We start from the raw sequence: 23,335 nt of genomic DNA on the forward strand, positions 1-23,335 counted from the left end.
ATGGTACCAAAAACAGGGCACATGCGCCTAGAGTGGCGACTCCTCAACTTCCGTTCAAAACCCTTACACGACAAGGGTTTTGACAGCTTTTGACTGCGGCTTTTTTACATTCGTTTGGGCGCAGAAACACCCAACACTGCCAAGCCATTGGCCAACACAGTAGCCACAGCCACCAGCAAGGCCACACGGGCGGTTTTAAGGGCTATGTCGTCGATACGGACGCGCTCGGCATTGTAAAAAGTATGAAACGCACCAGCCAGTTCACGCAGGTAAAACGCGATGTGGTGTGGCGCCAACTCTTCAGCTGCCTTGGACAAAATGTCCGGGTAAGAAACCAACGTTCTGAGCAAAGCCAGCTCGGAAGGTGCGCCCAACAGGCTCAAATCTGCATTGTTCAAGCCTGTCAGGTCGATTTCAGCCTGATCCAGAATGGAATGAATGCGGGCGTGCGCATACTGGACGTAATACACCGGGTTTTCATCGGACTGGGCCAGGGCCAAATCCACATCAAACACGAATTCAGTGTCCGCCTTGCGGCTGACCAGGAAGAAGCGTACAGCGTCACGGCCTTTGGTCAAGGCTTCAGGCTGGCTTAGCATGGGCTGGCTTTCATCCACACCGCCCGACCAGCAAATCAGGTCGCGCACAGTCACGTAACTGCCGGCACGCTTGGAAATTTTGACTTCCTGCCCGCCTTTCATCACCGTGACCATTTTGTGCAACACATAATCGGGGTAACCCTGCGGAATGCCAACATTGCAGGCCTGTAAACCCGCCCGAACACGCGCAATGGTGCCGTGGTGGTCGGTGCCCTGAATGTTGATGACCTTGCCAAAGCCACGCTTGAATTTCTGGATGTGATAGGCCACATCGGGCACAAAGTAGGTGTAACCACCTTCAGATTTGCGCATGACGCGGTCTTTGTCATCGCCGTAATCGGTTGAGCGCAGCCAAAGGGCTCCGCCCTCCTCAAAAGTTTTACCAGACGCAACCATGAGGGCAACGGCCTGCTCGACCTTGCCCTCGGAATACAGGGAGCTTTCCAGGTAAAACTGATCAAAATTGACACCAAAGGCTTTTAAATCAAGATCTTGCTCTGCACGCAAGTAAGCCACAGCGAAAGCACGAATGGATTCAAAGTCGTTCACGTTGCCACTGCCTTTGACGGGTTCACCGTCGGCGGCCTTCACTTCTTTGCCAGCCAGAAAGTCGGCTGCGATGTCGGCAATGTAATCGCCGTTGTAGGCACTTTCGGGCCATTCAGTGTCACCTGGCTTAAGCCCTTTGGCGCGGGCCTGAACGGACGTGGCCAAAGTTTGAATTTGCACGCCTGCGTCGTTGTAATAAAACTCTTTGTGAACTTTCCAGCCCTGGGTTTGCATGACAGCAGCCATTGCATCGCCCAGCGCAGCTTGCCGACCATGCCCCACATGCAAGGGCCCCGTGGGGTTGGCCGACACGAACTCGATCAAGACAGTGTCGCCCGAACGGGCTTGAGACTTTCCAAACTCAGCGCCTTGCTCCAGCACTTGCGCCACCACCGCAACACGGGCCTTTTGGCTCAAACGAATGTTGATAAAGCCCGGGCCTGCAATTTCAACGGCATCGACCAAATTCGCGCAGTCGGCGTTGGCTTTGACATGGTCGGCAAGTAGCTGGGCCAGCTCACGGGGGTTGCGCCGGGCAGGCTTGGCCAATTGCATGGCCAGGTTACAGGCCACATCGCCATGGCTGGCATCTTTGGGTTTTTCCAGCGTAACCACACCCTCAAAAGGCTGGTTCAGGGCAGCGGCAGCGGCCGCTTCAAATGCGGCGATCAGCGTATTTCGTTGTTGGGCAAGCATGGGGACAGTTCAGGCAGGTTTGAGCTAAGCCTCTGATTGTACCAAGTATTCCCATACTAGAACCTGGCAGCGCTTCTGACCGCCTCAATGTCTTGCTGCAAAGTCATTGCGAGCTCGTTGCGGGCCAGCGCCAATCGGGAATGATTGATGGCCGCTTCAGAGACGGGTTGATACTTAAGCGCTGAGAGGCTGTCAAACGCTTTTTGCAAGCGAATCGCCACCTCAACCGCACCCGCGCCGTCTCGGGCAATGCCGGTAAATGCATCATCGAACATATCCTGCTCAGCCAAACACGGCACGAAAATTCGATCGTATTGCACCTCAGGCTTCATGTCCTGTGTACCCCTGGCCCACTGATGAAAAAGACGAACGAGTGTGCTAATGACGCCAATTGCTGTTCCAGGATCGTTAACTGCAGGGGATAGCGCGCGACTGGCAATTTCACACAACACCACCAAACCGAACCGTGGATCCTGATCGAAGGTACGCGTATCCGACAACACGAAACATTCGGTAATGGACTGAAAACATTCCTCGGCCAACTCCTCAGTTCGCGAGGTCTGCTCCACCAAAGCGATCGCACGGTTGGGCGTACAAAAGGTACCGGGCAGAGATTGAACATGGATCTTCAGATCAAATTTTTCAGCCAATGATTGCAATTTGACCATGTCGATTCGCTGCAGGTAAGCAATTGAGGAACCAACAACAGGCACTCCTTTCGAAACCTTTTCATCGGCTTTTTGCCCTCCAAGATAGGGCATGCCAAGTCGTTGCTCAAACGCATTCGAAGTAGCTGCTTCGACCTTGTCGATGGTATTGCCCAAGCGCCCGAGCCTTGCGATGCTGTCCACCCAGCGAATGAACGCAAGAATTACGATTGCAAATACAAAAACAGTGAACACAAACAGGGCAAAGACCCCCGCCTTTTCATAGAAATCATTTTTCAGCGCGATCAGGGCCACCACACTGAAAATGAATACGCCAATGAACGTGGACAAGGCATTTTGTGAGGTGTCATCAGCAACCACCAGCGGAAACGACCTGGGCGTGGCCGAGCTGCTGGCTGAGGCGTAAGCAGACACCATAGAGCCTACGGAAAACATGGCAATCACCAACATAGTCGAGGCCACCAACTCCAACAGGGTTTCCACAGACTCCTTGCTAACGGTGGGTAACCACTCGCCCACGCCTGGCCGATCGGCCAAGGTTGCTAGAAAGGCAGCAGCAATCGACAGCAAACACATCACCAAAGGCTTGACCCAGAGCTTTTCTCGAATTCTGTTCAGGTAAAACAACCAGTTCTCATTCATAGCGATTACCCCTTAACTCTTTCGGTTATTTCTTTTTGGCTACCCAGGCAAAATGCCTTTGCAAGGCCTCATCGGCCAGCAGTGTTTCGGCGCTCGAAAATTGCTTGGCCAATTGCATTTCATCGTACAAATCGTGAATGCCATCATGACAAAGTCTGCAAATATTGACACCCCGGTTCAAAGTTTCCCTGTCAAACTTTTTTCGATAGAAAGCACGTCGATGTAATTTTTTGGGAATGAGGTGATGAAAGGTTAGCGCAGTAAAACGCCCACAACACAAACACTGACCGCTTTTTAACCGGGACGAAGGCATGGTTCAAGAATCGGACTAAAGGTGTTTTTTCACCAAATCACGCATGTAAAGGGCTTTTTCGGTGCCCTCCTCTTCCAGCCCCTGCACCACAGTGACCCTGTTTTTGGACGGCTGGTTCTGGCTGACTTTCCATTTGCCAACCATGCTCTCGATTTGGACTTCAAAACCCACAATGGCCTGCTTGATTTGATTCAGAAATTCTGCAGGTGCGTCATTCACCGACCACGGCGTGTTCAGCCTGCTTTCCTGTTGCGCGGTCAAGTCTTCCAGTTGCTGGTGTAACCACTCGGCGTCATCCACTACGCGCATTTGACCTTTCACATGCACCACCGCGTAATTCCAGGTGGGAACTACTTTCTCGGTTTCTTTTTTGGTGGCATACCAGGAGGGTGTGATGTAATGCTCAGCCCCTTGAAACACCAACAAGGTTTGCGCGGACACCGCCAAATCAGCCAGCATTGGGTTGGCCCTTGCCACATGGCCGCGCAACACCATTGTTGCATCCGCATTTTCCGCCACTACCATGGGTATATGGTTGGCGTTTAGCCCCGAGGTTGACAGCGTAATGACTGTGGCCAAGGGGTGAGCCTTGATCAAACTCAACAACACTGGAATCGAGGTTTCCTCAAACTGCTTGGGCAAATACATGGGCCTACTTCACGATTTGAATTTGGGCTGGGTCGACGACAAGGATTCGGGTTTGATCGCCAAATTGCTCAACCACACCCGACACCACAATGTTTTTCCCAAAAAAGAATTTTGGCAAGTCGTGAATACCTTGATAGGAATACCAAGCCGCCACGCGACCATCAATGACTACAGCCAGATTGGCTGGATCCCGAAAACTGGTGTGTGAGTTCAAGTCGACTTCATCGCGTTCGGTGCGCAACTTGCTGGAACGGACCTTCATTTGAACCTGCACTTCCTGATTCAAACGGGCATGTGCTTTCTCGACTGTGATAGGTACGGCCTGAACCAGACCAGGATTGAGCACACCAGCAAACCCAATCAGCATGCACACGGCAACCCACATGCGACGCATGTTTTTCCTCCAAGGAGTTTGAGCTTTCAGTGTATATCAGCCTACAGCCAAAGCACACGGGCAATCATGTAGCTGCCCAGTAGCAGCAAGCCCAGAAAAAACACGGTTTTGAAAGTCTCTGCGCTCAACAGGGCTCGGCATTTTTGCCCCGCCAGCACCCCGGCCATGGTGGGTATCAGGCACAAAGTAGATTCCCAGGCTGCAGCCAATTCAAACCGCCCCTTGAGGTACAGGCCCACGGCGAGCGCAAAAGTGCCCACGGTGAATACCAAACCCAAAGCCTGCAACAACTCGTCTTTGCCCATGCCCAAAGAATTCATGTACGGTGCGGAAGGCACCGATGAAACACCGGTTGCACCTGCCAAAAAACCGGTAAGCCCACCCACCAGGGGCGAAGCCCAGCGTTCCTGGCTTGCGTTCACATGCATGTTGAACTTGAACAGACCCAACACGGCGTACACAAACAACACCAGACCCAAAGCCAAGGTAGCGTAGGCAGGCGTGCTACCGGTTAATACGCCCACACCGAATGCAGCGCCAATGCAAACCATGACAAGTAAACCGGCGAAACGGCGCGCGGCAATCAAGAAGCCTGGGCCGATCAGCATTTGCCACACATTGCTGACCATGGAGGGAACAACAATGAGCGCGGCCGCCTGCACTGGTGCAACCACCACCGCCATCAAACCAATTGCGATCGGGGGCAGGCCCATGCCTGTGACGCCTTTGACGAAACCTGCTACCAAAAATGCCAAGCCGACGATCAGGGTGTAGTCGTTAATTTCCAGAGTCATTTCCTCAAAAGGGTTCGGGTGAAGAATTGCCACCCTCTCCCAAAGCACGTTGCATGATGAGCGTGCCCACCCAACGATTGAATTTGTAACCAACATTCGGCATGCGCCCAACTTCCAGAAAGCCCAGTTTTTGATGCAACTCGGCCGAACCTGCTGTGCCTCCCTGGGTGATCACCGCCACCATTTGCCGCCAGGGACCTTGCTCGCACCTGCGAATGACCTCTCCAAGCAAAGCCGCACCCAGGCCCATGCCTTTGTGGTTTGGCGACAAATACACTGAATCTTCAACGGTGTAGCGGTAAGCGGGCCTGGGCCTGTAACTGGCTGCATAGGCATACCCAACAACCTCATGACCGATTTGTGCAACCAGATAAGGCAGACCAGACTCGTGTATGGCTTGCCGTCGGGAACACATTTCCTCCAAAGTCGGTGGTATCAGCTCAAACGTGGCCAGCTCATGAAGCACATAATGCGCATACAAAGCCTGCACAGCAGGCATGTCGGCCAGGGTGGCATCCCGAATCTGAAAAGCTGGACGTATGGCGAATTGCATGGCCGGTTAAACCCACTTTACGACCGCGGGCGCGCTGTACGTTTTGAAAGCTTCGAGCAGCGAGAATGCACAGGTATTGGCCATCAACATATTGCGGTGCTGGGGCCGAATGAATGCCTCCTGGTGAGCATGATCCAGAAACGAGAGCAGGCCGTCGTAGTAGCCATTTACATTCAACACACCCACAGGCTTGTGATGAAAACTGAGTTGCGCCCAGGTCAGGATTTCAAAGAGTTCTTCGAAAGTTCCCAAACCACCGGGTAATGCGACAAAGCCATCGGAGCGCTCGGCCATCATGGCTTTGCGCTCGTGCATGTTGCGGGTCACGATCAACTCGGTCAAGGCAGGGTGCGCCAGTTCTTTGGTCACCAGCGATTCGGGAATGATGCCAATGACATTGCCGCCCAAAGCCAATACCTCTTCGGCCACCACACCCATCAAGCCCAAATTAGATCCGCCGTAAACCAAGCCGAAATTGTTGTCGACCAATGCACGGGCCAAGGCCTTGGCACCTTCGGTGTATTCGACCCGGTTGCCCGCACTGGAGCCACAGTACACACAAATATTTTTCATGACAGCTTCAAGCCCAATACACCCAACACAATCAGCACCACGCTGCCAATGCGCAGTGCATTGACAGGCTCGTTAAACAAGACAATACCCATGAGCACCGTACCAGCCGCACCGATACCGACCCAAACGCTGTACGCGGTGCCCACCGGCAGGGTTTTCATGGCCAACCCCAACAGCCCGAAGCTGATTGCGGCGGCAATCAAGGTGATGGCAGAGGGAAGCAGGCGGGTGAAGCCGTCGGTGTACTTCAGGCCAATGGCCCATACGATTTCAAAGAGACCCGCTACAAACAAAATTAACCAGGACATGACAACTCCCATCAAGCAAATGGGGCCGTCCCCGATCGAAGGTTGAGCGGTGAGGTCGTCCTCACTTCAAGAATCAAAAGTATCTGGAATGTAATTCACTGACCCAAGCCTGTCGCGCTTCCGAGGCCACTTGGGCCACCTGTTCGCTTGGCTGGGCATTCGCAATTTTATCACCAACAAAAGTTTTGTAATGCCCCTGTTCCAATTCCGCCACAGCCTTTTCGACAAAAACATGCACTGGCCCTTCCCCACTGAGCTGGGCCACAAGCTGGTTAATCTGCCGCAAACGGACTGGCTTTCTGTAGAGATCGACCTGATTGAAAAACCTGCCAAAACTACTGGAATCGGTCGTGCACTGCGCCAGGAAATCAAGGCACTGACGCGTGACGATCGCCAAATCTTCGGTGTTGCGCGGCAAACGCCATGCCTTGGCCAAGGCCTTGATCTGTGCAACATCCAGGAAAAATCCAAGGCAATAAACCCAGCGCGCTTCAGCGGCGGAAAGACCGTTCAGACGATCGTATTCTGGCTTGTCAAAACCAGAGAACGGCACAGGGCAGCTCGGTGCCAACTCACCCCAGGCATTGAGCTTGCTGATCAATTTGATCATTCGGGAAGGCTTCACCTCGCCCATGCCTTTGTTCAACTCGGCGTACACACGCTCGGCCACAAGGTGCTTCAACTCGCCGCTTTCCCGCAATTCCCGGCACAAGTCCATGGTTTCCTCGGCCACTGAAAAATCGAGAAAACGTGCCAGAAAGCGCGCCAGGCGAAGCACACGCAGCGGGTCTTCAGAAAAAGCAGGGCTAACATGGCGCATGCATTTGTTTTGAAGGTCGGTGAACCCCTGAAATGGGTCGATTAAATCACCTTTCGCATTCATGGCCATGGCATTCACGGTGAAATCACGCCGAGCCAAGTCTTCTTCGAGGGTAACCGAGGGGTCTGCGTGAAAAGTAAAGCCTTTGTAGCCGTGTCCGCTTTTGCGCTCTGTGCGGGCCAGGGCATATTCTTCGTGGGTGCGCGGGTGCAAAAACACGGGGAAGTCTGAGCCCACCGGAGTAAAACCAGCAGCCAGCATATTGTCCACGGTCGCACCGACTACCACCCAGTCCCTATCGCTGCTGGTGCGACCCATCAGCGCATCGCGAACTGCACCACCCACCACATACACTTTGGCACGGGCGGGCAATCGTTCAATGGCGGAATCGAGTTGAAAACCTTGCAGTTCAGGGTGGCGGGCCATGGGCAACACGAGAATGAATGTTGCCCAAGATTACCACCGAATTATGCGGCGTGGCTTGCAGGCAAACGCGTGCGGTTGTGCTCACGGGTGAAGTCGATGGCTGGGCCAGCGGGCACAACCCGTGTGGGGTTGATCATGTCGTGGCTGTAGTAGTAATGGCGTTTGATGTGATAAAAATCAACGGTTTCTGCCACGCCAGGCCACTGATACAACTCGCGCACATAGTTGGAAATGTTTGGAAAGTCTTCAAGCCTTTGGCGATTGCACTTGAAATGGCCGTGGTATACCGCATCAAACCTGATCAAGGTGGTAAACAAGCGCCAATCCGCTTCTGTAATTCTTGGCCCCACCAAATAGCGGTTGTTCTCCAGGATCTTTTCGACAGAATCTAGCGCCATGAACACGGCGTTGTAGGCCTCTTCGTAAGCGCCCTGCGCAGTGGCAAAGCCAGCCCGGTATACACCGTTGTTGATGTTGTCATACACCAGGCCATTGACCCGATCGATCATGGCACGCAGGTTTTCAAGGTAGTAATCATCGTGATTGCCAGTGATTTCATTGAACGCTGAATTGAACATGCGAATAATTTCAGACGATTCATTGCTGACAATCTGATTGGTTTTTTTACACCACAACACGGGCACGGTGACCCGCCCGGAGTAGTCGCTTTTGTTGCGCGTGTAAATTTGGTGCATGAATTCGCTGTTGAAAAGCATGTCGCCGGTGCTGCCTGCATCCGTGTTGAATGTCCAGCCATTGCTGAGCATGTCAGGGCTGACCACCGACACATCAATGTGCTGCTCCAGATTCTTCAACTTGCGAAAAACAAGCGTGCGATGCGCCCATGGGCAGGCCAGTGACACATACAAATGGTAGCGGCCACTTTCTGCCTTGAATCCACCTACACCGCTTGGCCCGGCGCTGCCATCGGCAGTCACCCAGTTGCGCAACTTGGCGCTTTCGCGCTGAAATTTGCCACCGCTTGAACTGGTGTCGTACCACTTGTCTTGCCACTGACCATCGACCAACAAACCCATGCGATTACTCCTTGAACTGCAACAACAAGCCTTCACCTTAACAAAGCAAAGGCTTACAGTTGTTCAATATTCTTGAAGGTGTCGGCCACTTTTTGCCGAAGGGCCTGACGTTGGGCTTCATCCAGTCGGGCAATGTTTTTGGCCATGAGGCCAGTGCGCGGGTTGGCGGACAGCATTTTTTCATGCTGGTCAAGAAACCCCCAGTACAGCGTGGTGAATGGGCAGGCCTTGTCACCAGTTTTCTCAGCTGGGTTGTATTTGCAACCGGTGCAGTAGTTGCTCATGCGTTTGATGTAAGCACCCGAGGCAATGTAGGGCTTGCTGGTGAAGCGCCCGCCATTTGCAAACAAGGCCATGCCGGCCACATTGGGCAGCTCAACCCATTCAACCGCATCCACATACACCGCCAAAAACCAATCTTCTACCTGCTGTGGAACGAGCCCTGCGAGCAGGGCGAAATTGCCGATCACCATGAGGCGTTGAATGTGATGCGCATAACCATAATCCAGTGTTTGACCGATGGAGTCTTTCAGACAGTTCATGTGGGTATTGCCGGTCCAAAACCATTTGGGCAAATCAAGTTTGGCTTGCAAATGATTGTCTTCGCGCATCTTCGGCATGTCGAGCCAATACACCCCACGCATGAATTCACGCCAGCCCAGAATTTGGCGAATAAACCCTTCTGCACTGGCTACATCCACCTTGCCCGCGCGGTACGCGGCTTCGGCTTTTTCAATCACCTCGAGCGGATGGAGCAAATGCAGATTGATTGCGCTCGAAACCAATGAATGCCAACCGAACGGCGTGTCAGTCCACATGGCGTCCTGATAGGTGCCAAAGTTGACGAATCGGTTTTCAATGAAGGCATCGAGTGCCTTCAAAGCCTGTTGACGCGTAACTGGCCACGCGAAATTTTTCAATGTGCCCGGGTGACCGGGAAAATTCGCTTCAACCTCGGCAAACACCGTTTGTGTTATTTCATCGGGTTCAAAAAATGCAGGGGGCGTAATGTCTCCAGGACCAGCCTTGGGAAAGGCACTGCGATTGTCCGCATCAAAATTCCATTTACCGCCAGCAGGTTCAGCACCCTCCATCAACACACCGGTGCGCTTGCGCATTTCGCGATAAAAATACTCCATGCGCATCTGTTTGTAACCACTGGCCCACTTTGCGAATTCAGCACGGCTGCACAAATAATGCGAGTCTTCGAGCATGCGAAGCTTGATGTTTTCTGATTTGGCGAGCGTTAGAAAGTCTTGCTCCAAGCGCCATTCGCCGGGCTCGGCCATGTCGATGCTGGTGTACCCGTGCTGTTTGCACAGGTTTGCCACTTCCGTGGCCAAGCTGTGTTGGCCCGTATCGCCCAAACTGCGGTAATGCACGGTGTAACCGGCATTGCGCAACTCTTGAGCAAAATGGCGCATTGCACTGAGAAACAAAGCAATTCGAACCTTATGAACCCACACCACGGTGGACTCGACAGGTGACTCCACCATGAGCACATCGGCTAATTTCGGGGGGTTGGCCAGAAGTGCGGGGTTATTCAGGTCGAGTTGATCGCCCAACACCACCACGGCTTTGGTTTTGCTGCTCATGCTGTTTGCTGCCAGTTTATTTGCTGCCCTGTCTAGGCGCTGCCTTGCGGCAAGCGTCTGAACAATACTTCACTTCATCCCAATTCTTGGCCCAGCTTTTGCGCCAGGTCATTTCTTTGCCACAAACCGTGCAGGGTTTACTTGGCAGATACGACTTATTGCCTTTGAAAGACTGCTGCTTGCCCGGCACTGGAATTACTGCTGATTGAATTTGTTGCGCAGTCGCCAGTCTGCAATCGACTCGCTGATCGACTCAAGGCTGGAGAGCAGCACGAAATCTTCGGAGGGCTTTTTGCGCAAGGCCGTGGAGGAACCTCCACACCAAATTTCAACCATAGGAGGCAACTTCTCGCGCAACTCAGCGACCGCCTCAAGCACTGCAGGCGAGCTCTGTATAACCGAGAAAGACAAAGCCACGATATTGATATTCTGCGCACGGGCAGCCAACACTATGTCGTAAATAGGCGTTTGCGTACCCAAGGAAATACACTGCGCACCCTCCATGGAAAAAATACACTCTGCCATCAACAAACCCAAGCCATGCAATTCGTTGGGAAGGGTGGTCAACAAAACGCGTGGGCCTTTGCGGGTGGACGGAATGGTATTCAAGGCATTGCGCAACACCACCTGAATGGTTTCGGTGTAAATATGCTCTTCAAAAATTTCAAAGTAACCACGTGCCCAAGCATCGCCGACCATGGCGTTCATGGGCGCCACAATTTCCACCACAAATCTGCGCAAGCCCATGGTCAGCGCCAAGCGTGACATGGCCTGGCGGAACTCTTCTGCATCGTGCCGTTTGATCAGTTCCATGTAACCATTCAGCTCGTCCAGACTGTCGGGCGCAACATGCATGCGCGACCCAGCGCTGCTGACCTCGGCCAGTTTCACCAGCTCGTCAATGCTCAAACCAATGATTTTTCCGGGACGATGCCCACCATCGAGAAGACGCTTGATGACTCGCAGTTTTTCAACTTGATCGATGGAATAAATACGCTCGCCGAATGAATCCCTACCGGGTTGTGGAAAGTTGTAGCGTTTTTCCCAGACACGCAAAGTGTCTTTGGGCAAGCCGGTGTCCCGCTCGACTGCTGCAATAGAAAATGAGGGTTGACTTAGATCTGCACGCTCATTCATACCTGAACCTGACCACGGTGAAACTTCAACATCTTTGTTTTGTCCTAGACAAATTGACTTGCCACACTGAACGAATAATAATGGAACTCAAAGCCTGATTGCCAATCAAATTAGCATATTGGCTGAGATTTAACCACACATATAGAGACATTCAAGTGAATAAAGTGCATTGTAAAGACAAGCGTCTGTCTAGTCCAGTCCGGGAAAACCTTGGGACCAAGGCGCCAGTACAGACCCATGCACAAACCAAGCAAGTATTTCGCCGTGCACTCGATGCACATCCAATCACAAAGCAGTAACTATTATTGGAGCGCTTCATCATGAATGCACCGGACGGACTTTTTTTACCTGACGAACAATCACGCGCGGACAAGCGCAACATTGCCATCCAACGCGTGGGGGTGCGCGCAATTAAACACCCGATCATTGTGGAAACACTGGAAGGCCCACAACCTTCAGTGGCCACCATCGACATGTCGGTGTTCCTGCCCGGCGATGTGAAAGGAACGCACATGTCGCGTTTCCTTGAAATTCTTCAAACCCAGGAAAGTGCATTGACGCCTGCGGGCATGAAGCAAATGATGCGCGACATGCTTCAACGCCTGGATTCGAATGCGGGAACCATCACGATGAAGTTTCCTTACTTCGTGCGCAAAGTTGCACCCGTATCGGGTGTAGCCAGCCTGCTGGACTATGAAGTGACTTTGGAAGCCGACGACAATGGTGCAAGCACAGATGTGTTTATGACGGTGGTGGTGCCCGTGACCAGCCTGTGCCCCTGCTCCAAGAAAATTTCCGAGTATGGTGCGCACAACCAGCGCAGCCACATTACGATTCGAGCACTGGTGGCAGACGGCATCACCGTGGAAGAACTGATCCGCATGGCGGAAGAATCGGCCTCGTGTGAATTGTGGGGCTTGCTGAAGCGCCCTGACGAAAAATATGTGACAGAGCGCGCCTACGACAATCCCAAGTTTGTTGAAGACCTGGTACGTGATGTTGCCATTCGCCTGAGGGCCAGCAAGAAAGTTTTGGCTTACCGCATTGAAAGCGAAAACTTTGAATCGATCCACAACCATTCTGCCGTGGCCTGGATTGAAGAAGACAAACGCAAACAAAATTAATCCGTAAGCTGGTTCTGGCTCAAAAAGCCAGAACCAATTTCACTTACTGCAGTAAATAAAAGGTTAGGATGCTGGTGAATACCCTTGCTTTTTTTAACCCTGAGTACACATGATCAAGAATTCAAAAGAATTACTGCCCAAAGTTGCCATTGTGGGTGGCGGAATTTCCGGCCTGACCGCTGCCTATGCACTGCGCGGCCATGCCCACACCACCCTGTTCGAGGCCAATGATTACATTGGGGGCCACACCAACACGGTGGACATCGAAGTGGAAGGCAAGCAGGTGGCGGTGGACACCGGCTTTCTGGTGTACAACGAACGCACCTACCCCAACCTGATTCGCCTGTTCGACGAACTTTCGGTTGAAACCGTGGAATCGGATATGTCCTTTTCAGTGTGTTTGCCTGAATTGAATATTGAATGGGCAGGCACAAACCTGAACACGGTGTTTGCGCAACGCCGCAATTTGTTACGCCCCCGTTTTATTCGCATGCTGCTGGATATTTTGCGCTTTAACAAAGAGGCCACCGCCATGGTGGCCGATGCGGGGCGTGCGGCACTTTTCCAAAGCAAGGCGAAAATGCATTTGGGCGACTACCTGGTCGAGGAAAAATACAGCGCAGAATTCAGAGACTGGTATTTGATCCCGATGGCCGCCGCAATTTGGTCTTGCCCCAGCGAACAAATGCTCGCCTTCCCTTTGGCCACATTCATTCAGTTTTGCCACAACCACGGATTGTTGCAGGTGAACGACAGGCCCAAGTGGTTCACCGTTAAGAACGGCGCGCGCAATTACGTGCAAAAAATATTGCCTTTTGTCGACGAGGTACACCAGAGCACCCCCGTGCTGGAAGTAAATTCCACAGGTGCAAAACCCACCGTAAAAACAAAATTGGGCGAGCAGGAATTTGATTATGTGATTTTGGCCTGCCACAGCGATGAAGCGCTGGGAATGCTCAAAGGCAACGAAGCCCAGAAACACCAGTTGCAACACATTAAGTACCAAGCCAACGTGGCGTACCTGCACACCGATGTAAAACTGATGCCCAAAACCCGCAGCACATGGTCATCCTGGAATTATTTGAGTGATGTGCTGAATCCTCAACCCAGTGTGTCGGTTACCTACTGGAGCAATCTGCTTCAACCACTGCCAGTGAAAACGCCAATTTTCGTGACACTGAACCCGATTATTCAGCCCGACCCAAAGCAGGTGTTCAGGGAAATTCATTATTCGCACCCCGTTTTTGATGTGCCAGCGGTTCAGGCCCAACAAGCATTGGCCGAACTTCAGGGCTTGAACAATGTCTACCTGGCAGGTGCGTGGATGAAATATGGTTTTCACGAAGATGGACATACGTCTGGCTTGAATGCCGCGCGCGCGGTAATCGACAAGTTGACGAAAACCACACAAAAGGCGGCTTGATGGCGCGAGGGCGTTTTCAACTCAATGAAGTGAAACTGGCTTGGGGCATGGTGAAACATCACCGGGCACTTCCCAAAGCAAATGGTTTTACCACGGGCGCCTGCTTTGTTCGTCTTGTTTTCTCGACTCAATCCGATTCAAAACCCACACATGCTTACCCGGTAATTGACGGCAAGGGTTTGGTGTCGGTGTCGGCACACAATTACGGGTTCGAGGCGCACACGCTGAAGTTTCCCGAGTTTGTTTGTAATTTGGTGCGCAAGGTTGAATTGGAAACAGGCTTGGCACTTCAAGGCCCTGTGCATTTGCACACCTTCCCCAAGGTGCTGGGCTACGTATTCAACCCGGTCAGTTTTTGGTATTTCCACGATGACGCGCAACAGTGCCGTGCCGTGATGTGCGAGGTGAACAATACCTTTGGTGAACGACACTTCTATTTGCTAACGGCCCCGGAAAGCAAGGCCCCATTGAACAAAGGCATGCTGCTGCATGCCAGGAAAGAATTTCATGTGTCACCTTTTTTCCCGGTGTCGGGTCGTTATGAGTTCCGGTTTGTCAGCAGTGCAGACCACTCACTGGCGCGCATTAATTATTTTGAAGAACAAGTTCAACAGCTCAGCACCAGCGTGAGCGGAGAACTGATGCATCCAAGCACCCTGCTTTGGGGTAAAACCTTATTGAAATACGGTTGGTTTACATTGGCCGTGATCGCGAAAATTCATTGGCAAGCGGTGAAACTCCTGCTCAAAGGCGCAAAGTTTCACGGCAAGCCCGCACCACCCCGTCAAACTATTACGCAGACTGAACTCGAAGCATGACTCAAGCCATTACTTTTTCCCAGTTCCAACTGCCCAGCCACGCACCCTCGTCGGCCCAGTGGACCCTGAAATTGCTGACCAAACTGAAAAAAGGCCGCCTGGAGATTGTTACTCCCGAAGGCGTACACCTGTTGTTTGGTGGCGAAGAAGACCAGCCCAGCGCGAAAATCAAGCTGAACTCTTGGGCTGTGTGCCAGCGAGCCTTGAAGGCAGGCGATATTGGTTTTGCTGAAGCCTACATTGCGGGTGAATGGGAAACGCACGACATAGCCTCCATTCTTGGCGTGTTTCTGGAAAACCGCAAAGCAGTAGAAACCGTTATTTATGGCAGTTTTCTGGGCAGCATTGCCTACAAAATCAAACACCTGCTAAACCGCAACACCAAAGCACAGGCCAAGAAAAACATTCATGCCCATTACGATTTGGGCAATCCGTTTTACCAGTTGTGGCTAGACCCCACAATGACCTACTCCAGTGCACTGTTTGACGGTGACACCAGCTTGAGTTTGGAACAAGCCCAACACGCCAAATACCAAGCCATGCTCAACTACCTGAGCCCCAAGGCCGGTGAGCAGGTTCTGGAAATTGGATGCGGATGGGGTGGTTTTGCCGAGAAAGCCTGTGCGGCAGGTGCAAACCTGGTGGGCCTGACCTTGTCAACGGAGCAACTGGCCTACGCCAAGACGCGCTTGGCCAAACAGGGTTTTGCAGAACAAGCCGACTTCCGCCTGCAAGATTACCGGGATTGCCGTGGCCAGTTTGACCACATTGCATCGATTGAAATGTTTGAAGCCGTGGGCGAAGAATACTGGCCAGCGTATTTTCAGTCGGTGAACCGCCTTCTGAAGACGGGCGGCAAAGCAGCCATTCAAACCATCGTAATTCAAGACGAATTGTTTGACCGTTACCGCAAAGGCACCGATTTTATTCAGCAATATATTTTCCCGGGCGGCATGTTGCCCTCGCCCGCCAAGTTCAGAGCCATGGCAGAAAAGCATGGTTTGCGCGTGGTGTCAGAAAAAGCCTTTGGAAAAGACTATGCTGAAACATTGCGCCGGTGGCGAGTGCAATTCATGAAAACACTGGAACAGGTGAAAAACCAGGGCTTTGATGACCCGTTCATTCGTACCTGGGAGTTTTACCTGGCTTACTGTGAAGCCGGCTTTGAATATGAAAGCACCGATGTCATTCAGTTTTATCTCGAGAAAGTGGAGAATCAATGAAGTTGTTTCCGGTTCAGTTCATTCAACGCGTATTGTTGTGTCTGGTCCTGCTGGGCACTGCACCCTTCGCGCTGGCCAACAGCAACTTGAATGCCCCGCCCAAACAGGTCACGCAAACCATTGAGAATGCAAAGCTGATGGGCTACGGTACACTGCGCTGGTTCGGTTTGCGGGTGTATGACGGGCAATTGTGGTCGAACGCCGACCCCGAAGGATTTAACTACAAACGTGACCCCTCTTGGCTTGAACTGAAATACGCCCGCGATTTTGAAGGCAGCGACATTGCCGAGCGCAGCATTGATGAAATGGAAGAAATTGGCGCTGGTACTGAGGTGCAACGCCAAGGTTGGCTGGTAAAGCTGAATGAGATTTTTCCGGATGTGAAAAAAGGCCACACCTTGAGTGCCCTTTTTACACCGGGCAAGGGAGTTCAATTTTTCCGCAACGGTTTGCCACTGGCCAAAGTGGACGACCCGGAACTTGCCGAGGCTTTCATGGGTATTTGGTTGGACCCAAAAACTTCTGCGCCTGAAATGCGCCGCGAATTGATTGGCTTGAAGCGCTGATACGGCCTCGCCGACATGAACCAACTGCCCCGCACCAGCGCCAAAGATCTGCTGAACTACGGCCTTCTGGGCTGGGCTCTGGGCGCGGTGGCCGTGCCCATCTACATTCAGGTGCCCTACCTGTACTCCCGCATTTACGAAGTACCGTCCGCTTGGGTGGGTATCATCCTGCTGTTGTCGCGCCTGCTCGATGCAGTGCTTGACCCTGCCATCGGCTTGTGGGTTGACCGACGCAGCGGACGGGGAAACCGCTACGCCCTGCCCTTGCTCCTGGCGGTACCTTTGTTGTTGCTGGGCATGGCAGGTGTGTTTTTCCCGGTGGGCAATACACCCACTGAATATGCAGCCAGCCTGATGGTGAGCTTGATCGTGGTGCACCTTGGCTACAGCTTCGCCAGCATTGCTTACCAGGCCTGGGGGGCTGAACTTGGGCACACTGACAAGGAACGCTCCACCTATGTGGCAGTGCGTGAAGGCGTGGGTATTCTGGGTGTGGTGTTTGCCGTGTCGCTGGCACTTGAAACGAATGCGGGACTGATATTCACAGTATTCGCGGTAATGCTGGTGTTGGGCATGTTTTTATTGCTTAAGTTTTCACCCAAACCCGATCGAACAGCACAACAAGCCGCGAGCCCGTTTGCTGAAACTTTCAACAACGCGCAGGCCAGCGCGGCCACTGCGATTCGCAAAGGCTTTGCCGACATTGTGCAACCCTTGCGTCGACAAAACTTTCGCAAGTTAATGGGTGTGTTTCTGTGCAACGGTCTGGCCGCTGCACTGCCTGCCACACTGGTGCCTTTTTACATGCGCGACCGCCTTGGCTTGGGCGATTCGGATCAATGGGTGCTGGCTGTGTACTTTTTAGTGGGTGCTGCATCCACAGTATTCTGGGTATGGCTGGCCAGCAAAATTGGCCTGGCGCGCTCATGGTTATTGGGCATGGTGTTGTCCATACCCGCCTTCATCATTGTGGTTGTGCTGGGTGAAGGTGACTTGGCAGGCTATCTGTTTGTATGCGTAGTCACCGGCTTTGCCTTGGGCGCCGATTTGTCACTACCCGCAGCCCTGGTGGCCCGCCTGATTGAAGAAAACGGTGAACGTGGCAAAACTGAAGGCACTTACTTTGGACTTTGGAACTGGATCAACAAATTCAACCTGGCATTGGCACCCAGCTTTGCACTGGGCACCTTGCAGTGGTTCAGCTATTCAGCCGACATGGCAAAAACCGAGTCTTACCAAAACATGGGCTTGCTGCAACAACTGGCCAACGACCCACTGCTGTGGGTTTATGCCTTGGTGCCCTGCGCCTTGAAGTTGCTGGCCATTGTGCTATTGGGCCGCAGTGGCCTGGCCAGCCTGAACCAAACAACAAGCAACACCGCAATTGGGAGTACAGCATGACTATCGCAAAGCAATGGGTAAAACAATGGGCACGCAAACTGCAACTGGCTTTCCTAGCCCTGGCAGGTGCGTTGGTTTTAACCGCTTGCGCAAGCCCGCAACCCACAGACTATGCACAGGAAAAACCGGTGCTGGACTTGAAAGAATATTTCAATGGCACCATTGATGCATGGGGTGTGTTTCAAGACCGCTCGGGTAAAGTGGTGAAGCGTTTCACCGTGGTCATGAAGTGCACCTGGGATGGCAACACCGGCGTGCTGGATGAAGACTTTACTTACTCCGATGGCACCACCCAAAAACGGGTGTGGACATTGAAAAAAGACGGCAACAAGTACACCGGCACCGCCGGCGATGTGCTGGGGCAAGCCAATGGCGAAACTTCAGGCAATGCATTTCAATGGAAATACACCATGCTGCTGCCAGTCGACGGCACCACCTATGAAGTGCAGTTCGATGACTGGATGTACCAGATGGATGACAAGGTGATGCTTAACCGTGCCACCATGAGCAAGTTCGGAATTGAATTGGGCGAGGTGCTGCTGAGCTTTCGCAAACGAGATTAAGAAGGAACCCGCATGAGCTTTAACCCGAAACTGACCCAGTGGCAAAACAAGCGGGTGTGGCTGGTGGGCGCTTCTACCGGCATTGGTGAGGCCTTGGCCCGCCAGTTGGACCAACTCGGCTGCAAACAAATGTTGTCGGCGCGCAGTGCGGACAAACTGACCACACTGGCCGGAGAATTGCAGCATGCCACTGCCCTGCCCCTGGACATTACCCAACAAGCTGCTGTGCAAACCGCTTTCGACAATGTAATCGCCGCCTGGGGTGGCGTGGATTTGATCGTGCTGATGGCAGGCACTTACTCGGAAATGTCGGTTGCAGAATTCGACATTGAAAAAGTAAAACAACAAATCGATGTGAACCTGAACGGCACCATGTATGTGCTGGCCAATGCACTGCCCAAACTGCTTGAACAAAAGTCGGGGCACCTGGCGATTGTTTCGAGCGTGGCGGGTTATCGGGGGTTGCCAAATTCGCTGGCCTATGGCCCTACCAAGGCGGCCTTGATCAACCTGGCCGAGGCTTTGCATGTGGAGTTACAGCCCCACCACGTGGGCGTAAGCGTGGTGAACCCGGGCTTTGTAGACACACCACTGACCCGCAAAAACACGTTTCCCATGCCATTTCTGATTACTGCTGAAAAAGCTGCACAGGAAATTATTACCGGTCTGGAAAAGGGCGAGTTCGAAATCCATTTCCCCAAGGCATTCACTCGCACCTTGCGCACACTGCGCATACTGCCGTATTCACTGTACTTTGCTGCAGTGCGTAAAATTACTGCGAACAAAAACAAGGCGGAACTGGGCCATGAGCAAAGCAAATAACACCGCCAACAAAACAGGTGGCTTGGCCCCGCTGGATCGCCAGCAATTGTCTGAACCCCTGCGCAGACTAATCGATTTTTTTGAGCACCTGACCGAGCAAACCGTGGCTGACATGCCCAGGTTTTACGCGGGTGACGCTTATTTCAAAGACCCGTTCAACGAAGTGAACCGGGTAGAGGACATCGCCCGTATTTTTGGAGAGATGTTTCATCAGGTTAATAACCCGCGCTTTGTGGTGCACACTGCATTTCAATCGGGGCAACAAGTGTTTATGGCTTGGGACTTCCTGTTCGAGATGAAGCGTTTCAAGGTGGGACAAGTGCAGTGCATCAAAGGGTCGTCGCACCTGCAGTTGAACCAAAACGGCCTTGTGCAGTCACATAGAGACTATTGGGACACGGCTGAGGAGCTGTACGAGAAGATCCCGATGCTGGGGGGACTGATGCGCTGGTTGAAAAAACAGGCAGGCTAAAAGCAGGAATCAGACCTGTTTCGGCGTACACATGTGCACATAAATGCCCCGTGTCACCAAATCTTCATGCGCTTCATGACATGTCTTGTTAAAATCACAAAGTCAAATCTATTCAGTGAAGGTGGAGCAACATGTTGTATCCAGAGTTATTCAGGTCATTGGAGTCCGTTCGTTGGAACATGGAAAAGGACATCAACTGGGATCAGTTTGATGCCTCCAAGTTGTCTGAAGAGCAGGCCCAAACCATCAAAATGAACGCAATTACCGAGTGGTCGGCCTTGCCCGCCACAGAAATGTTCTTGCGTGACAACAAACACGACAGCGACTTCTCGGCCTTCATGTCCATCTGGTTTTTTGAAGAGCAAAAGCACTCGCTGGTCTTGATGGAATACTTGCGCCTTTTCCGCCCCGACCTGCTGCCCACCGAAGAAGAACTGCATGCCGTGCGATTTGAATTCGACCCGGCTCCGCCCCTTGAAACACTGATGCTGCACTTCTGCGGTGAAATACGCTTGAATCACTGGTACCGTTGCGCCTCGGATTGGCACACCGAGCCAGTCATCAAACAAATCTACAAAATCATTTCGCATGACGAGGCACGCCACGGTGGCGCTTACCTGCGTTACATGAAAAAAGCCTTGGTGGAAGTGGGCGATGGAGCACGTGCTGCATTCAGCAAAATTGGCGTGCTCATGGCTTCGGCCCGCCGCACCCAAAAACCATTGCACCCCACCAATTTGCATGTGAACAAAGACCTGTTCCCGAACGACACCGTACAAAGCCGCTTGCCCGATCCGGATTGGCTGGAAAACTGGCTGGATGGTCAAATTCGCTTTGACGCCGACTGGGAAAAGAAAGTGGTTGACCGCATTTTGCACAACATGAGCTTGCTGTTTGAACGCACTTTTGAATCGGTGCAAGACTTGAACCGCTACCGCAAGGAAGTCATGGCGCGTTTGGGCGCAACCGAACCGCCTGTTGGCAACGCAGCCTGATTAGATTGCACCATGACAACAACCGGAAAACCGGCACGCTTTGAAAAAAAAGTGTGCCACCCCAGCGAACTCGCTGAACGCGCACAGCAACTCAAAGGCCTCGTGGTGTTTACCAACGGGGTTTTTGATTTGTTGCACCGTGGGCACGTCACTTATCTGGACCAAGCCGCGCAAGAAGGGCAAAGCCTGATTGTGGCTGTGAATTCCGATGAATCCGTCAAACGCTTGGGCAAGGGACCAGACCGTCCCATCAACACCCAAGTGGATCGCATGCATGTACTGGCCGCGCTGGAGTGCGTAGCTTTGGTCACCTACTTCGAAGAAGACACGCCTTTGAATGCAATTCTGGCGGCGCGCCCGGATGTACTGGTAAAAGGTGGCGATTGGCCCGTTGAAAAGATGGTGGGGGCCAAAGAAGTTCAAAGTTGGGGCGGCACAGCGCTGTCCATCGCGTTTGAGCACGAGCGCAGCACCACCGCCACGCTCGAGAAAATCCGCAAACTTTAAGGCTTGGTGGCTGGCGCAACGCCTGCCTGTGCAAACTGTTCTGGCAGGCTGGCCACGTGCAATGTGGTGGTGGGGAACGCAATTTCAGCGCCGTGCTGCTCAATAATCTCGGCGATTTTCAACAACACATCCTGCTTCACCTCGTGGTACTTCACCCAAATTGTTGTTTTCGTAAACGTATACACCATCAAGTTCACGCTTGAGTCTGCAAACTGATTCAAATTCACAATCAGGGTTTGATTGTCATCAATTTCGGCGTGCTCAATCAACATGCGCTTGACCGCATCAACAATACTGCGCACCTGTTGCAGGTCCTCATATCGCACGCCAATTGTTTCCTGAATTCGACGGTGCGTCATGCGCGAGGGGTTCTCCAGTGAAATGGTGCTGAAAGTGGCGTTGGGTACATACAGCGGGCGCTTGTCAAAAGTGCGTATGCGCGTGAGTCGCCAGCCGATGTGTTCGACAGTACCCTCAATATTTTTATCAGGTGAACGCACCCAGTCGCCCACCACAAAGGGGCGGTCCATGTATACGGTGAGGCCACCGAAAAAATTCGCCAGCAAATCTTTCGCAGCAAAACCCACAGCAATGCCACCCACACCACCAAACGCCAGCACACCAGAAATACTGAACCCGAGGTTTTGAAGAATAACCAAGGCAGCGGTGATGACAATGGAGGCGCGAAGCAACTTGCCGATGGCGCTGGCTGTGGTGGCGTCCAGCGGTTCTTTCACTCTATCCGGGCTTTGAAGTGCAAGCTCGAATCGCTTGGCCAAACCAAACAGGAACCAGGTAATCAACACAATCACACCCACCCTGCGAACAGGATCGATGAATTCGAATATTTCCGCATTGTTTGCGGTATGGGTAATTCTGGCGGCCCAGGAAATGCCCAGCAACCAGATCAGAATTTTCAGGGGTTTGCGGGCACTTTCCAGGAACACATCGTCCCAGGGGTTGTTCGATTTTTCAGCAAACCGACCCAGGCGGTTGAAAACCAAACCCACGGTATAGCTGACCAGGAGTGTGAGAAATACCACCATGAAAACCTGATATACCCAGGTGTTGTAAGTAAAAACACCGCTGGGTACACCCAGGTTGACAAGCCATTCTTGCAGGCTGGAAAAATTCATGACTACTTTTGTTTGAATTGAAAGGAACAGTGTAGAGAACCTGAACAGCAAAAATGCCCCCGAGGGGGCATTTTCAAGCTTTTGTAAACCGAGTTAAACAGACTATTACTTCTTGTCAGCCTTCAGATTGCCGCCGGCCTTCACATCGGCTTTCACGTCAGCTTTGGCTTTCACATCGGCAGCAGATTCAAGTTGACCCGTACGCTTGCCCACCTCGCCTTTGGCCTCGGAATGCAAGGCACCAGCTTCACTGCGCATTTCATCGCCTTGAGACTTTGCGCCTTTCACGGCCGCGCTGGACTTGCCTTTCAAATCGGCATTGGCGTTTGCGTTGGCATCTGCTTTTGCCTTGGCGTCTGCATTCAAGGAAACACCGGGCACTTCAGCTTTCACGCCAACACCTGTGTTCACCCCCAAGCCCACCGCCATAGCGGAGGCAGAAAACATCAGGGCACTGCTGAGCACGGCAAGTTTCAATGTATTTTTATTCATGGTTAAGGTCCCCTATCGAATGTTGTTTGGGAACCCAAATA

Annotated in this window: 26 protein-coding genes; 11 read left to right on the top strand and 15 right to left on the bottom strand. The window is 52.5% G+C overall.

Going from position 1 to position 23,335, the window contains the following annotated elements; all coding sequences use genetic code 11:
* Positions 1 to 104: 104 nt before the first annotated feature.
* The 13 genes from argS to B4C79_RS05820 all read right to left on the bottom strand — a co-directional run bounded on the left by argS (position 105) and on the right by B4C79_RS05820 (position 11,752).
* A complete protein-coding gene (argS, locus tag B4C79_RS05760; RefSeq protein ID WP_171097877.1) occupies positions 105 to 1,844 on the bottom strand; it encodes an arginine--tRNA ligase in 1,740 nt (579 codons plus the stop codon).
* A gap of 56 nt (positions 1,845 to 1,900) precedes the next feature.
* The gene (locus B4C79_RS05765; protein ID WP_291743475.1) at positions 1,901 to 3,154 is read right to left on the bottom strand and encodes a DUF2254 domain-containing protein; all 1,254 of its coding nucleotides are present in this window, start codon (positions 3,152 to 3,154) and stop codon (positions 1,901 to 1,903) included.
* 328 nt (positions 3,155 to 3,482) lie between these two features.
* Complete coding sequence (locus tag B4C79_RS05770) at positions 3,483 to 4,115, bottom strand: FMN-binding negative transcriptional regulator (protein WP_291743472.1); 633 nt, start codon at positions 4,113 to 4,115, stop codon at positions 3,483 to 3,485.
* Between the two features lie 4 nt (positions 4,116 to 4,119).
* The gene (locus B4C79_RS05775) at positions 4,120 to 4,509 is read right to left on the bottom strand and encodes a hypothetical protein (RefSeq protein ID WP_291743469.1); all 390 of its coding nucleotides are present in this window, start codon (positions 4,507 to 4,509) and stop codon (positions 4,120 to 4,122) included.
* A gap of 41 nt (positions 4,510 to 4,550) precedes the next feature.
* Positions 4,551 to 5,303, bottom strand: coding sequence for a sulfite exporter TauE/SafE family protein (locus B4C79_RS05780; RefSeq protein ID WP_291743468.1), 753 nt, complete (start codon positions 5,301 to 5,303; stop codon positions 4,551 to 4,553).
* 4 nt (positions 5,304 to 5,307) lie between these two features.
* Entirely contained in the window at positions 5,308 to 5,856 is a 549-nt protein-coding gene (locus tag B4C79_RS05785) for a GNAT family N-acetyltransferase (RefSeq protein ID WP_291743466.1), read from the bottom strand.
* Between the two features lie 6 nt (positions 5,857 to 5,862).
* Positions 5,863 to 6,429 (bottom strand): TIGR00730 family Rossman fold protein, encoded by a 567-nt coding sequence (locus B4C79_RS05790; protein ID WP_291743464.1) that lies wholly within the window; start codon positions 6,427 to 6,429, stop codon positions 5,863 to 5,865.
* On the bottom strand, positions 6,426 to 6,737 hold the full coding sequence (gene sugE, locus B4C79_RS05795) for a quaternary ammonium compound efflux SMR transporter SugE (RefSeq protein WP_171097862.1): 312 nt from the start codon (positions 6,735 to 6,737) through the stop codon (positions 6,426 to 6,428). Before sugE ends, B4C79_RS05790 begins: the two co-directional genes overlap by 4 nt.
* A gap of 73 nt (positions 6,738 to 6,810) precedes the next feature.
* The gene (locus B4C79_RS05800) at positions 6,811 to 7,983 is read right to left on the bottom strand and encodes a tRNA nucleotidyltransferase (RefSeq protein ID WP_291743462.1); all 1,173 of its coding nucleotides are present in this window, start codon (positions 7,981 to 7,983) and stop codon (positions 6,811 to 6,813) included.
* A gap of 41 nt (positions 7,984 to 8,024) precedes the next feature.
* Positions 8,025 to 9,020: a glutathione S-transferase family protein gene (locus B4C79_RS05805; protein WP_291743460.1), complete on the bottom strand. Its 996-nt coding sequence runs from the start codon at positions 9,018 to 9,020 to the stop codon at positions 8,025 to 8,027.
* Between the two features lie 53 nt (positions 9,021 to 9,073).
* On the bottom strand, positions 9,074 to 10,615 hold the full coding sequence (locus B4C79_RS05810) for a cryptochrome/photolyase family protein (RefSeq protein ID WP_291743457.1): 1,542 nt from the start codon (positions 10,613 to 10,615) through the stop codon (positions 9,074 to 9,076).
* Between the two features lie 16 nt (positions 10,616 to 10,631).
* A complete protein-coding gene (locus B4C79_RS05815) occupies positions 10,632 to 10,805 on the bottom strand; it encodes a DUF2256 domain-containing protein (RefSeq protein ID WP_291743454.1) in 174 nt (57 codons plus the stop codon).
* A gap of 5 nt (positions 10,806 to 10,810) precedes the next feature.
* Complete coding sequence (locus B4C79_RS05820; protein WP_291743450.1) at positions 10,811 to 11,752, bottom strand: MerR family transcriptional regulator; 942 nt, start codon at positions 11,750 to 11,752, stop codon at positions 10,811 to 10,813.
* A gap of 320 nt (positions 11,753 to 12,072) precedes the next feature.
* Here B4C79_RS05820 and folE2 point away from each other — a divergent pair, with 320 nt between their 5' ends.
* The 11 genes from folE2 to rfaE2 all read left to right on the top strand — a co-directional run bounded on the left by folE2 (position 12,073) and on the right by rfaE2 (position 21,666).
* Positions 12,073 to 12,876 (top strand): GTP cyclohydrolase FolE2, encoded by an 804-nt coding sequence (gene folE2, locus B4C79_RS05825; RefSeq protein ID WP_291752253.1) that lies wholly within the window; start codon positions 12,073 to 12,075, stop codon positions 12,874 to 12,876.
* Positions 12,877 to 12,985: 109 nt separating this feature from the next.
* Positions 12,986 to 14,299 carry an NAD(P)/FAD-dependent oxidoreductase gene (locus B4C79_RS05830; protein WP_291752250.1) on the top strand — a complete coding sequence of 438 codons (1,314 nt, stop codon included), beginning with the start codon at positions 12,986 to 12,988 and terminating at the stop codon, positions 14,297 to 14,299.
* A complete protein-coding gene (locus B4C79_RS05835) occupies positions 14,299 to 15,117 on the top strand; it encodes a DUF1365 domain-containing protein (RefSeq protein WP_275270026.1) in 819 nt (272 codons plus the stop codon). The genes B4C79_RS05830 and B4C79_RS05835 overlap by 1 nt, the downstream gene beginning before the upstream one ends.
* Positions 15,114 to 16,340, top strand: coding sequence for an SAM-dependent methyltransferase (locus B4C79_RS05840; protein ID WP_171097847.1), 1,227 nt, complete (start codon positions 15,114 to 15,116; stop codon positions 16,338 to 16,340). Before B4C79_RS05835 ends, B4C79_RS05840 begins: the two co-directional genes overlap by 4 nt.
* Positions 16,337 to 16,906 (top strand): chalcone isomerase family protein, encoded by a 570-nt coding sequence (locus tag B4C79_RS05845; RefSeq protein WP_291740600.1) that lies wholly within the window; start codon positions 16,337 to 16,339, stop codon positions 16,904 to 16,906. The genes B4C79_RS05840 and B4C79_RS05845 overlap by 4 nt, the downstream gene beginning before the upstream one ends.
* 15 nt (positions 16,907 to 16,921) lie before the next feature.
* Positions 16,922 to 18,307 (top strand): MFS transporter, encoded by a 1,386-nt coding sequence (locus B4C79_RS05850; protein WP_291740598.1) that lies wholly within the window; start codon positions 16,922 to 16,924, stop codon positions 18,305 to 18,307.
* Positions 18,304 to 18,870 carry a DUF3833 domain-containing protein gene (locus tag B4C79_RS05855; protein ID WP_291740596.1) on the top strand — a complete coding sequence of 189 codons (567 nt, stop codon included), beginning with the start codon at positions 18,304 to 18,306 and terminating at the stop codon, positions 18,868 to 18,870. Before B4C79_RS05850 ends, B4C79_RS05855 begins: the two co-directional genes overlap by 4 nt.
* A gap of 12 nt (positions 18,871 to 18,882) precedes the next feature.
* Positions 18,883 to 19,692 (top strand): SDR family NAD(P)-dependent oxidoreductase, encoded by an 810-nt coding sequence (locus tag B4C79_RS05860; protein ID WP_291740594.1) that lies wholly within the window; start codon positions 18,883 to 18,885, stop codon positions 19,690 to 19,692.
* Positions 19,676 to 20,164: a nuclear transport factor 2 family protein gene (locus B4C79_RS05865; RefSeq protein ID WP_171097837.1), complete on the top strand. Its 489-nt coding sequence runs from the start codon at positions 19,676 to 19,678 to the stop codon at positions 20,162 to 20,164. The genes B4C79_RS05860 and B4C79_RS05865 overlap by 17 nt, the downstream gene beginning before the upstream one ends.
* Positions 20,165 to 20,295: 131 nt before the next feature.
* Positions 20,296 to 21,159 carry a ferritin-like domain-containing protein gene (locus B4C79_RS05870; RefSeq protein ID WP_291740592.1) on the top strand — a complete coding sequence of 288 codons (864 nt, stop codon included), beginning with the start codon at positions 20,296 to 20,298 and terminating at the stop codon, positions 21,157 to 21,159.
* Positions 21,160 to 21,171: 12 nt separating this feature from the next.
* Positions 21,172 to 21,666, top strand: coding sequence for a D-glycero-beta-D-manno-heptose 1-phosphate adenylyltransferase (gene rfaE2 / locus B4C79_RS05875; protein ID WP_291740590.1), 495 nt, complete (start codon positions 21,172 to 21,174; stop codon positions 21,664 to 21,666).
* On the opposite strand, the gene B4C79_RS05880 is transcribed toward rfaE2, so the two are convergent.
* Both B4C79_RS05880 and B4C79_RS05885 read right to left on the bottom strand, forming a co-directional pair.
* Complete coding sequence (locus tag B4C79_RS05880; protein WP_291752247.1) at positions 21,663 to 22,802, bottom strand: mechanosensitive ion channel family protein; 1,140 nt, start codon at positions 22,800 to 22,802, stop codon at positions 21,663 to 21,665. The two genes, rfaE2 and B4C79_RS05880, sit on opposite strands and share 4 nt — an antisense overlap.
* Positions 22,803 to 22,907: 105 nt before the next feature.
* Positions 22,908 to 23,294, bottom strand: coding sequence for a hypothetical protein (locus B4C79_RS05885; RefSeq protein ID WP_171097829.1), 387 nt, complete (start codon positions 23,292 to 23,294; stop codon positions 22,908 to 22,910).
* Positions 23,295 to 23,335: the final 41 nt, after the last annotated feature.

The organism is Limnobacter sp. UBA7229 (assembly GCF_002473065.1).
Lineage (GTDB): Bacteria > Pseudomonadota > Gammaproteobacteria > Burkholderiales > Burkholderiaceae_B > Limnobacter > Limnobacter profundi.

Excerpts from the sequence above, each read along its gene's own strand:
- argS (WP_171097877.1), bottom strand. The coding sequence starts at position 1,844 with ATGCTTGCCCAACAACGAAATACGCTGATCGCCGCATTTGAAGCGGCC.
- sugE (WP_171097862.1), bottom strand. The coding sequence starts at position 6,737 with ATGTCCTGGTTAATTTTGTTTGTAGCGGGTCTCTTTGAAATCGTATGG.
- B4C79_RS05775 (WP_291743469.1), bottom strand. The coding sequence starts at position 4,509 with ATGCGTCGCATGTGGGTTGCCGTGTGCATGCTGATTGGGTTTGCTGGT.
- B4C79_RS05800 (WP_291743462.1), bottom strand. The coding sequence starts at position 7,983 with ATGGCCCGCCACCCTGAACTGCAAGGTTTTCAACTCGATTCCGCCATT.
- B4C79_RS05765 (WP_291743475.1), bottom strand. The coding sequence starts at position 3,154 with ATGAATGAGAACTGGTTGTTTTACCTGAACAGAATTCGAGAAAAGCTC.
- B4C79_RS05855 (WP_291740596.1), top strand. The coding sequence starts at position 18,304 with ATGACTATCGCAAAGCAATGGGTAAAACAATGGGCACGCAAACTGCAA.
- B4C79_RS05820 (WP_291743450.1), bottom strand. The coding sequence starts at position 11,752 with ATGAATGAGCGTGCAGATCTAAGTCAACCCTCATTTTCTATTGCAGCA.
- B4C79_RS05780 (WP_291743468.1), bottom strand. The coding sequence starts at position 5,303 with ATGACTCTGGAAATTAACGACTACACCCTGATCGTCGGCTTGGCATTT.
- rfaE2 (WP_291740590.1), top strand. The coding sequence starts at position 21,172 with ATGACAACAACCGGAAAACCGGCACGCTTTGAAAAAAAAGTGTGCCAC.
- B4C79_RS05805 (WP_291743460.1), bottom strand. The coding sequence starts at position 9,020 with ATGGGTTTGTTGGTCGATGGTCAGTGGCAAGACAAGTGGTACGACACC.
- B4C79_RS05850 (WP_291740598.1), top strand. The coding sequence starts at position 16,922 with ATGAACCAACTGCCCCGCACCAGCGCCAAAGATCTGCTGAACTACGGC.
- B4C79_RS05770 (WP_291743472.1), bottom strand. The coding sequence starts at position 4,115 with ATGTATTTGCCCAAGCAGTTTGAGGAAACCTCGATTCCAGTGTTGTTG.
- B4C79_RS05840 (WP_171097847.1), top strand. The coding sequence starts at position 15,114 with ATGACTCAAGCCATTACTTTTTCCCAGTTCCAACTGCCCAGCCACGCA.
- B4C79_RS05845 (WP_291740600.1), top strand. The coding sequence starts at position 16,337 with ATGAAGTTGTTTCCGGTTCAGTTCATTCAACGCGTATTGTTGTGTCTG.
- B4C79_RS05885 (WP_171097829.1), bottom strand. The coding sequence starts at position 23,294 with ATGAATAAAAATACATTGAAACTTGCCGTGCTCAGCAGTGCCCTGATG.
- B4C79_RS05865 (WP_171097837.1), top strand. The coding sequence starts at position 19,676 with ATGAGCAAAGCAAATAACACCGCCAACAAAACAGGTGGCTTGGCCCCG.
- B4C79_RS05830 (WP_291752250.1), top strand. The coding sequence starts at position 12,986 with ATGATCAAGAATTCAAAAGAATTACTGCCCAAAGTTGCCATTGTGGGT.
- B4C79_RS05790 (WP_291743464.1), bottom strand. The coding sequence starts at position 6,429 with ATGAAAAATATTTGTGTGTACTGTGGCTCCAGTGCGGGCAACCGGGTC.
- B4C79_RS05810 (WP_291743457.1), bottom strand. The coding sequence starts at position 10,615 with ATGAGCAGCAAAACCAAAGCCGTGGTGGTGTTGGGCGATCAACTCGAC.
- B4C79_RS05870 (WP_291740592.1), top strand. The coding sequence starts at position 20,296 with ATGTTGTATCCAGAGTTATTCAGGTCATTGGAGTCCGTTCGTTGGAAC.
- B4C79_RS05860 (WP_291740594.1), top strand. The coding sequence starts at position 18,883 with ATGAGCTTTAACCCGAAACTGACCCAGTGGCAAAACAAGCGGGTGTGG.
- B4C79_RS05835 (WP_275270026.1), top strand. The coding sequence starts at position 14,299 with ATGGCGCGAGGGCGTTTTCAACTCAATGAAGTGAAACTGGCTTGGGGC.
- B4C79_RS05785 (WP_291743466.1), bottom strand. The coding sequence starts at position 5,856 with ATGCAATTCGCCATACGTCCAGCTTTTCAGATTCGGGATGCCACCCTG.
- B4C79_RS05880 (WP_291752247.1), bottom strand. The coding sequence starts at position 22,802 with ATGAATTTTTCCAGCCTGCAAGAATGGCTTGTCAACCTGGGTGTACCC.
- folE2 (WP_291752253.1), top strand. The coding sequence starts at position 12,073 with ATGAATGCACCGGACGGACTTTTTTTACCTGACGAACAATCACGCGCG.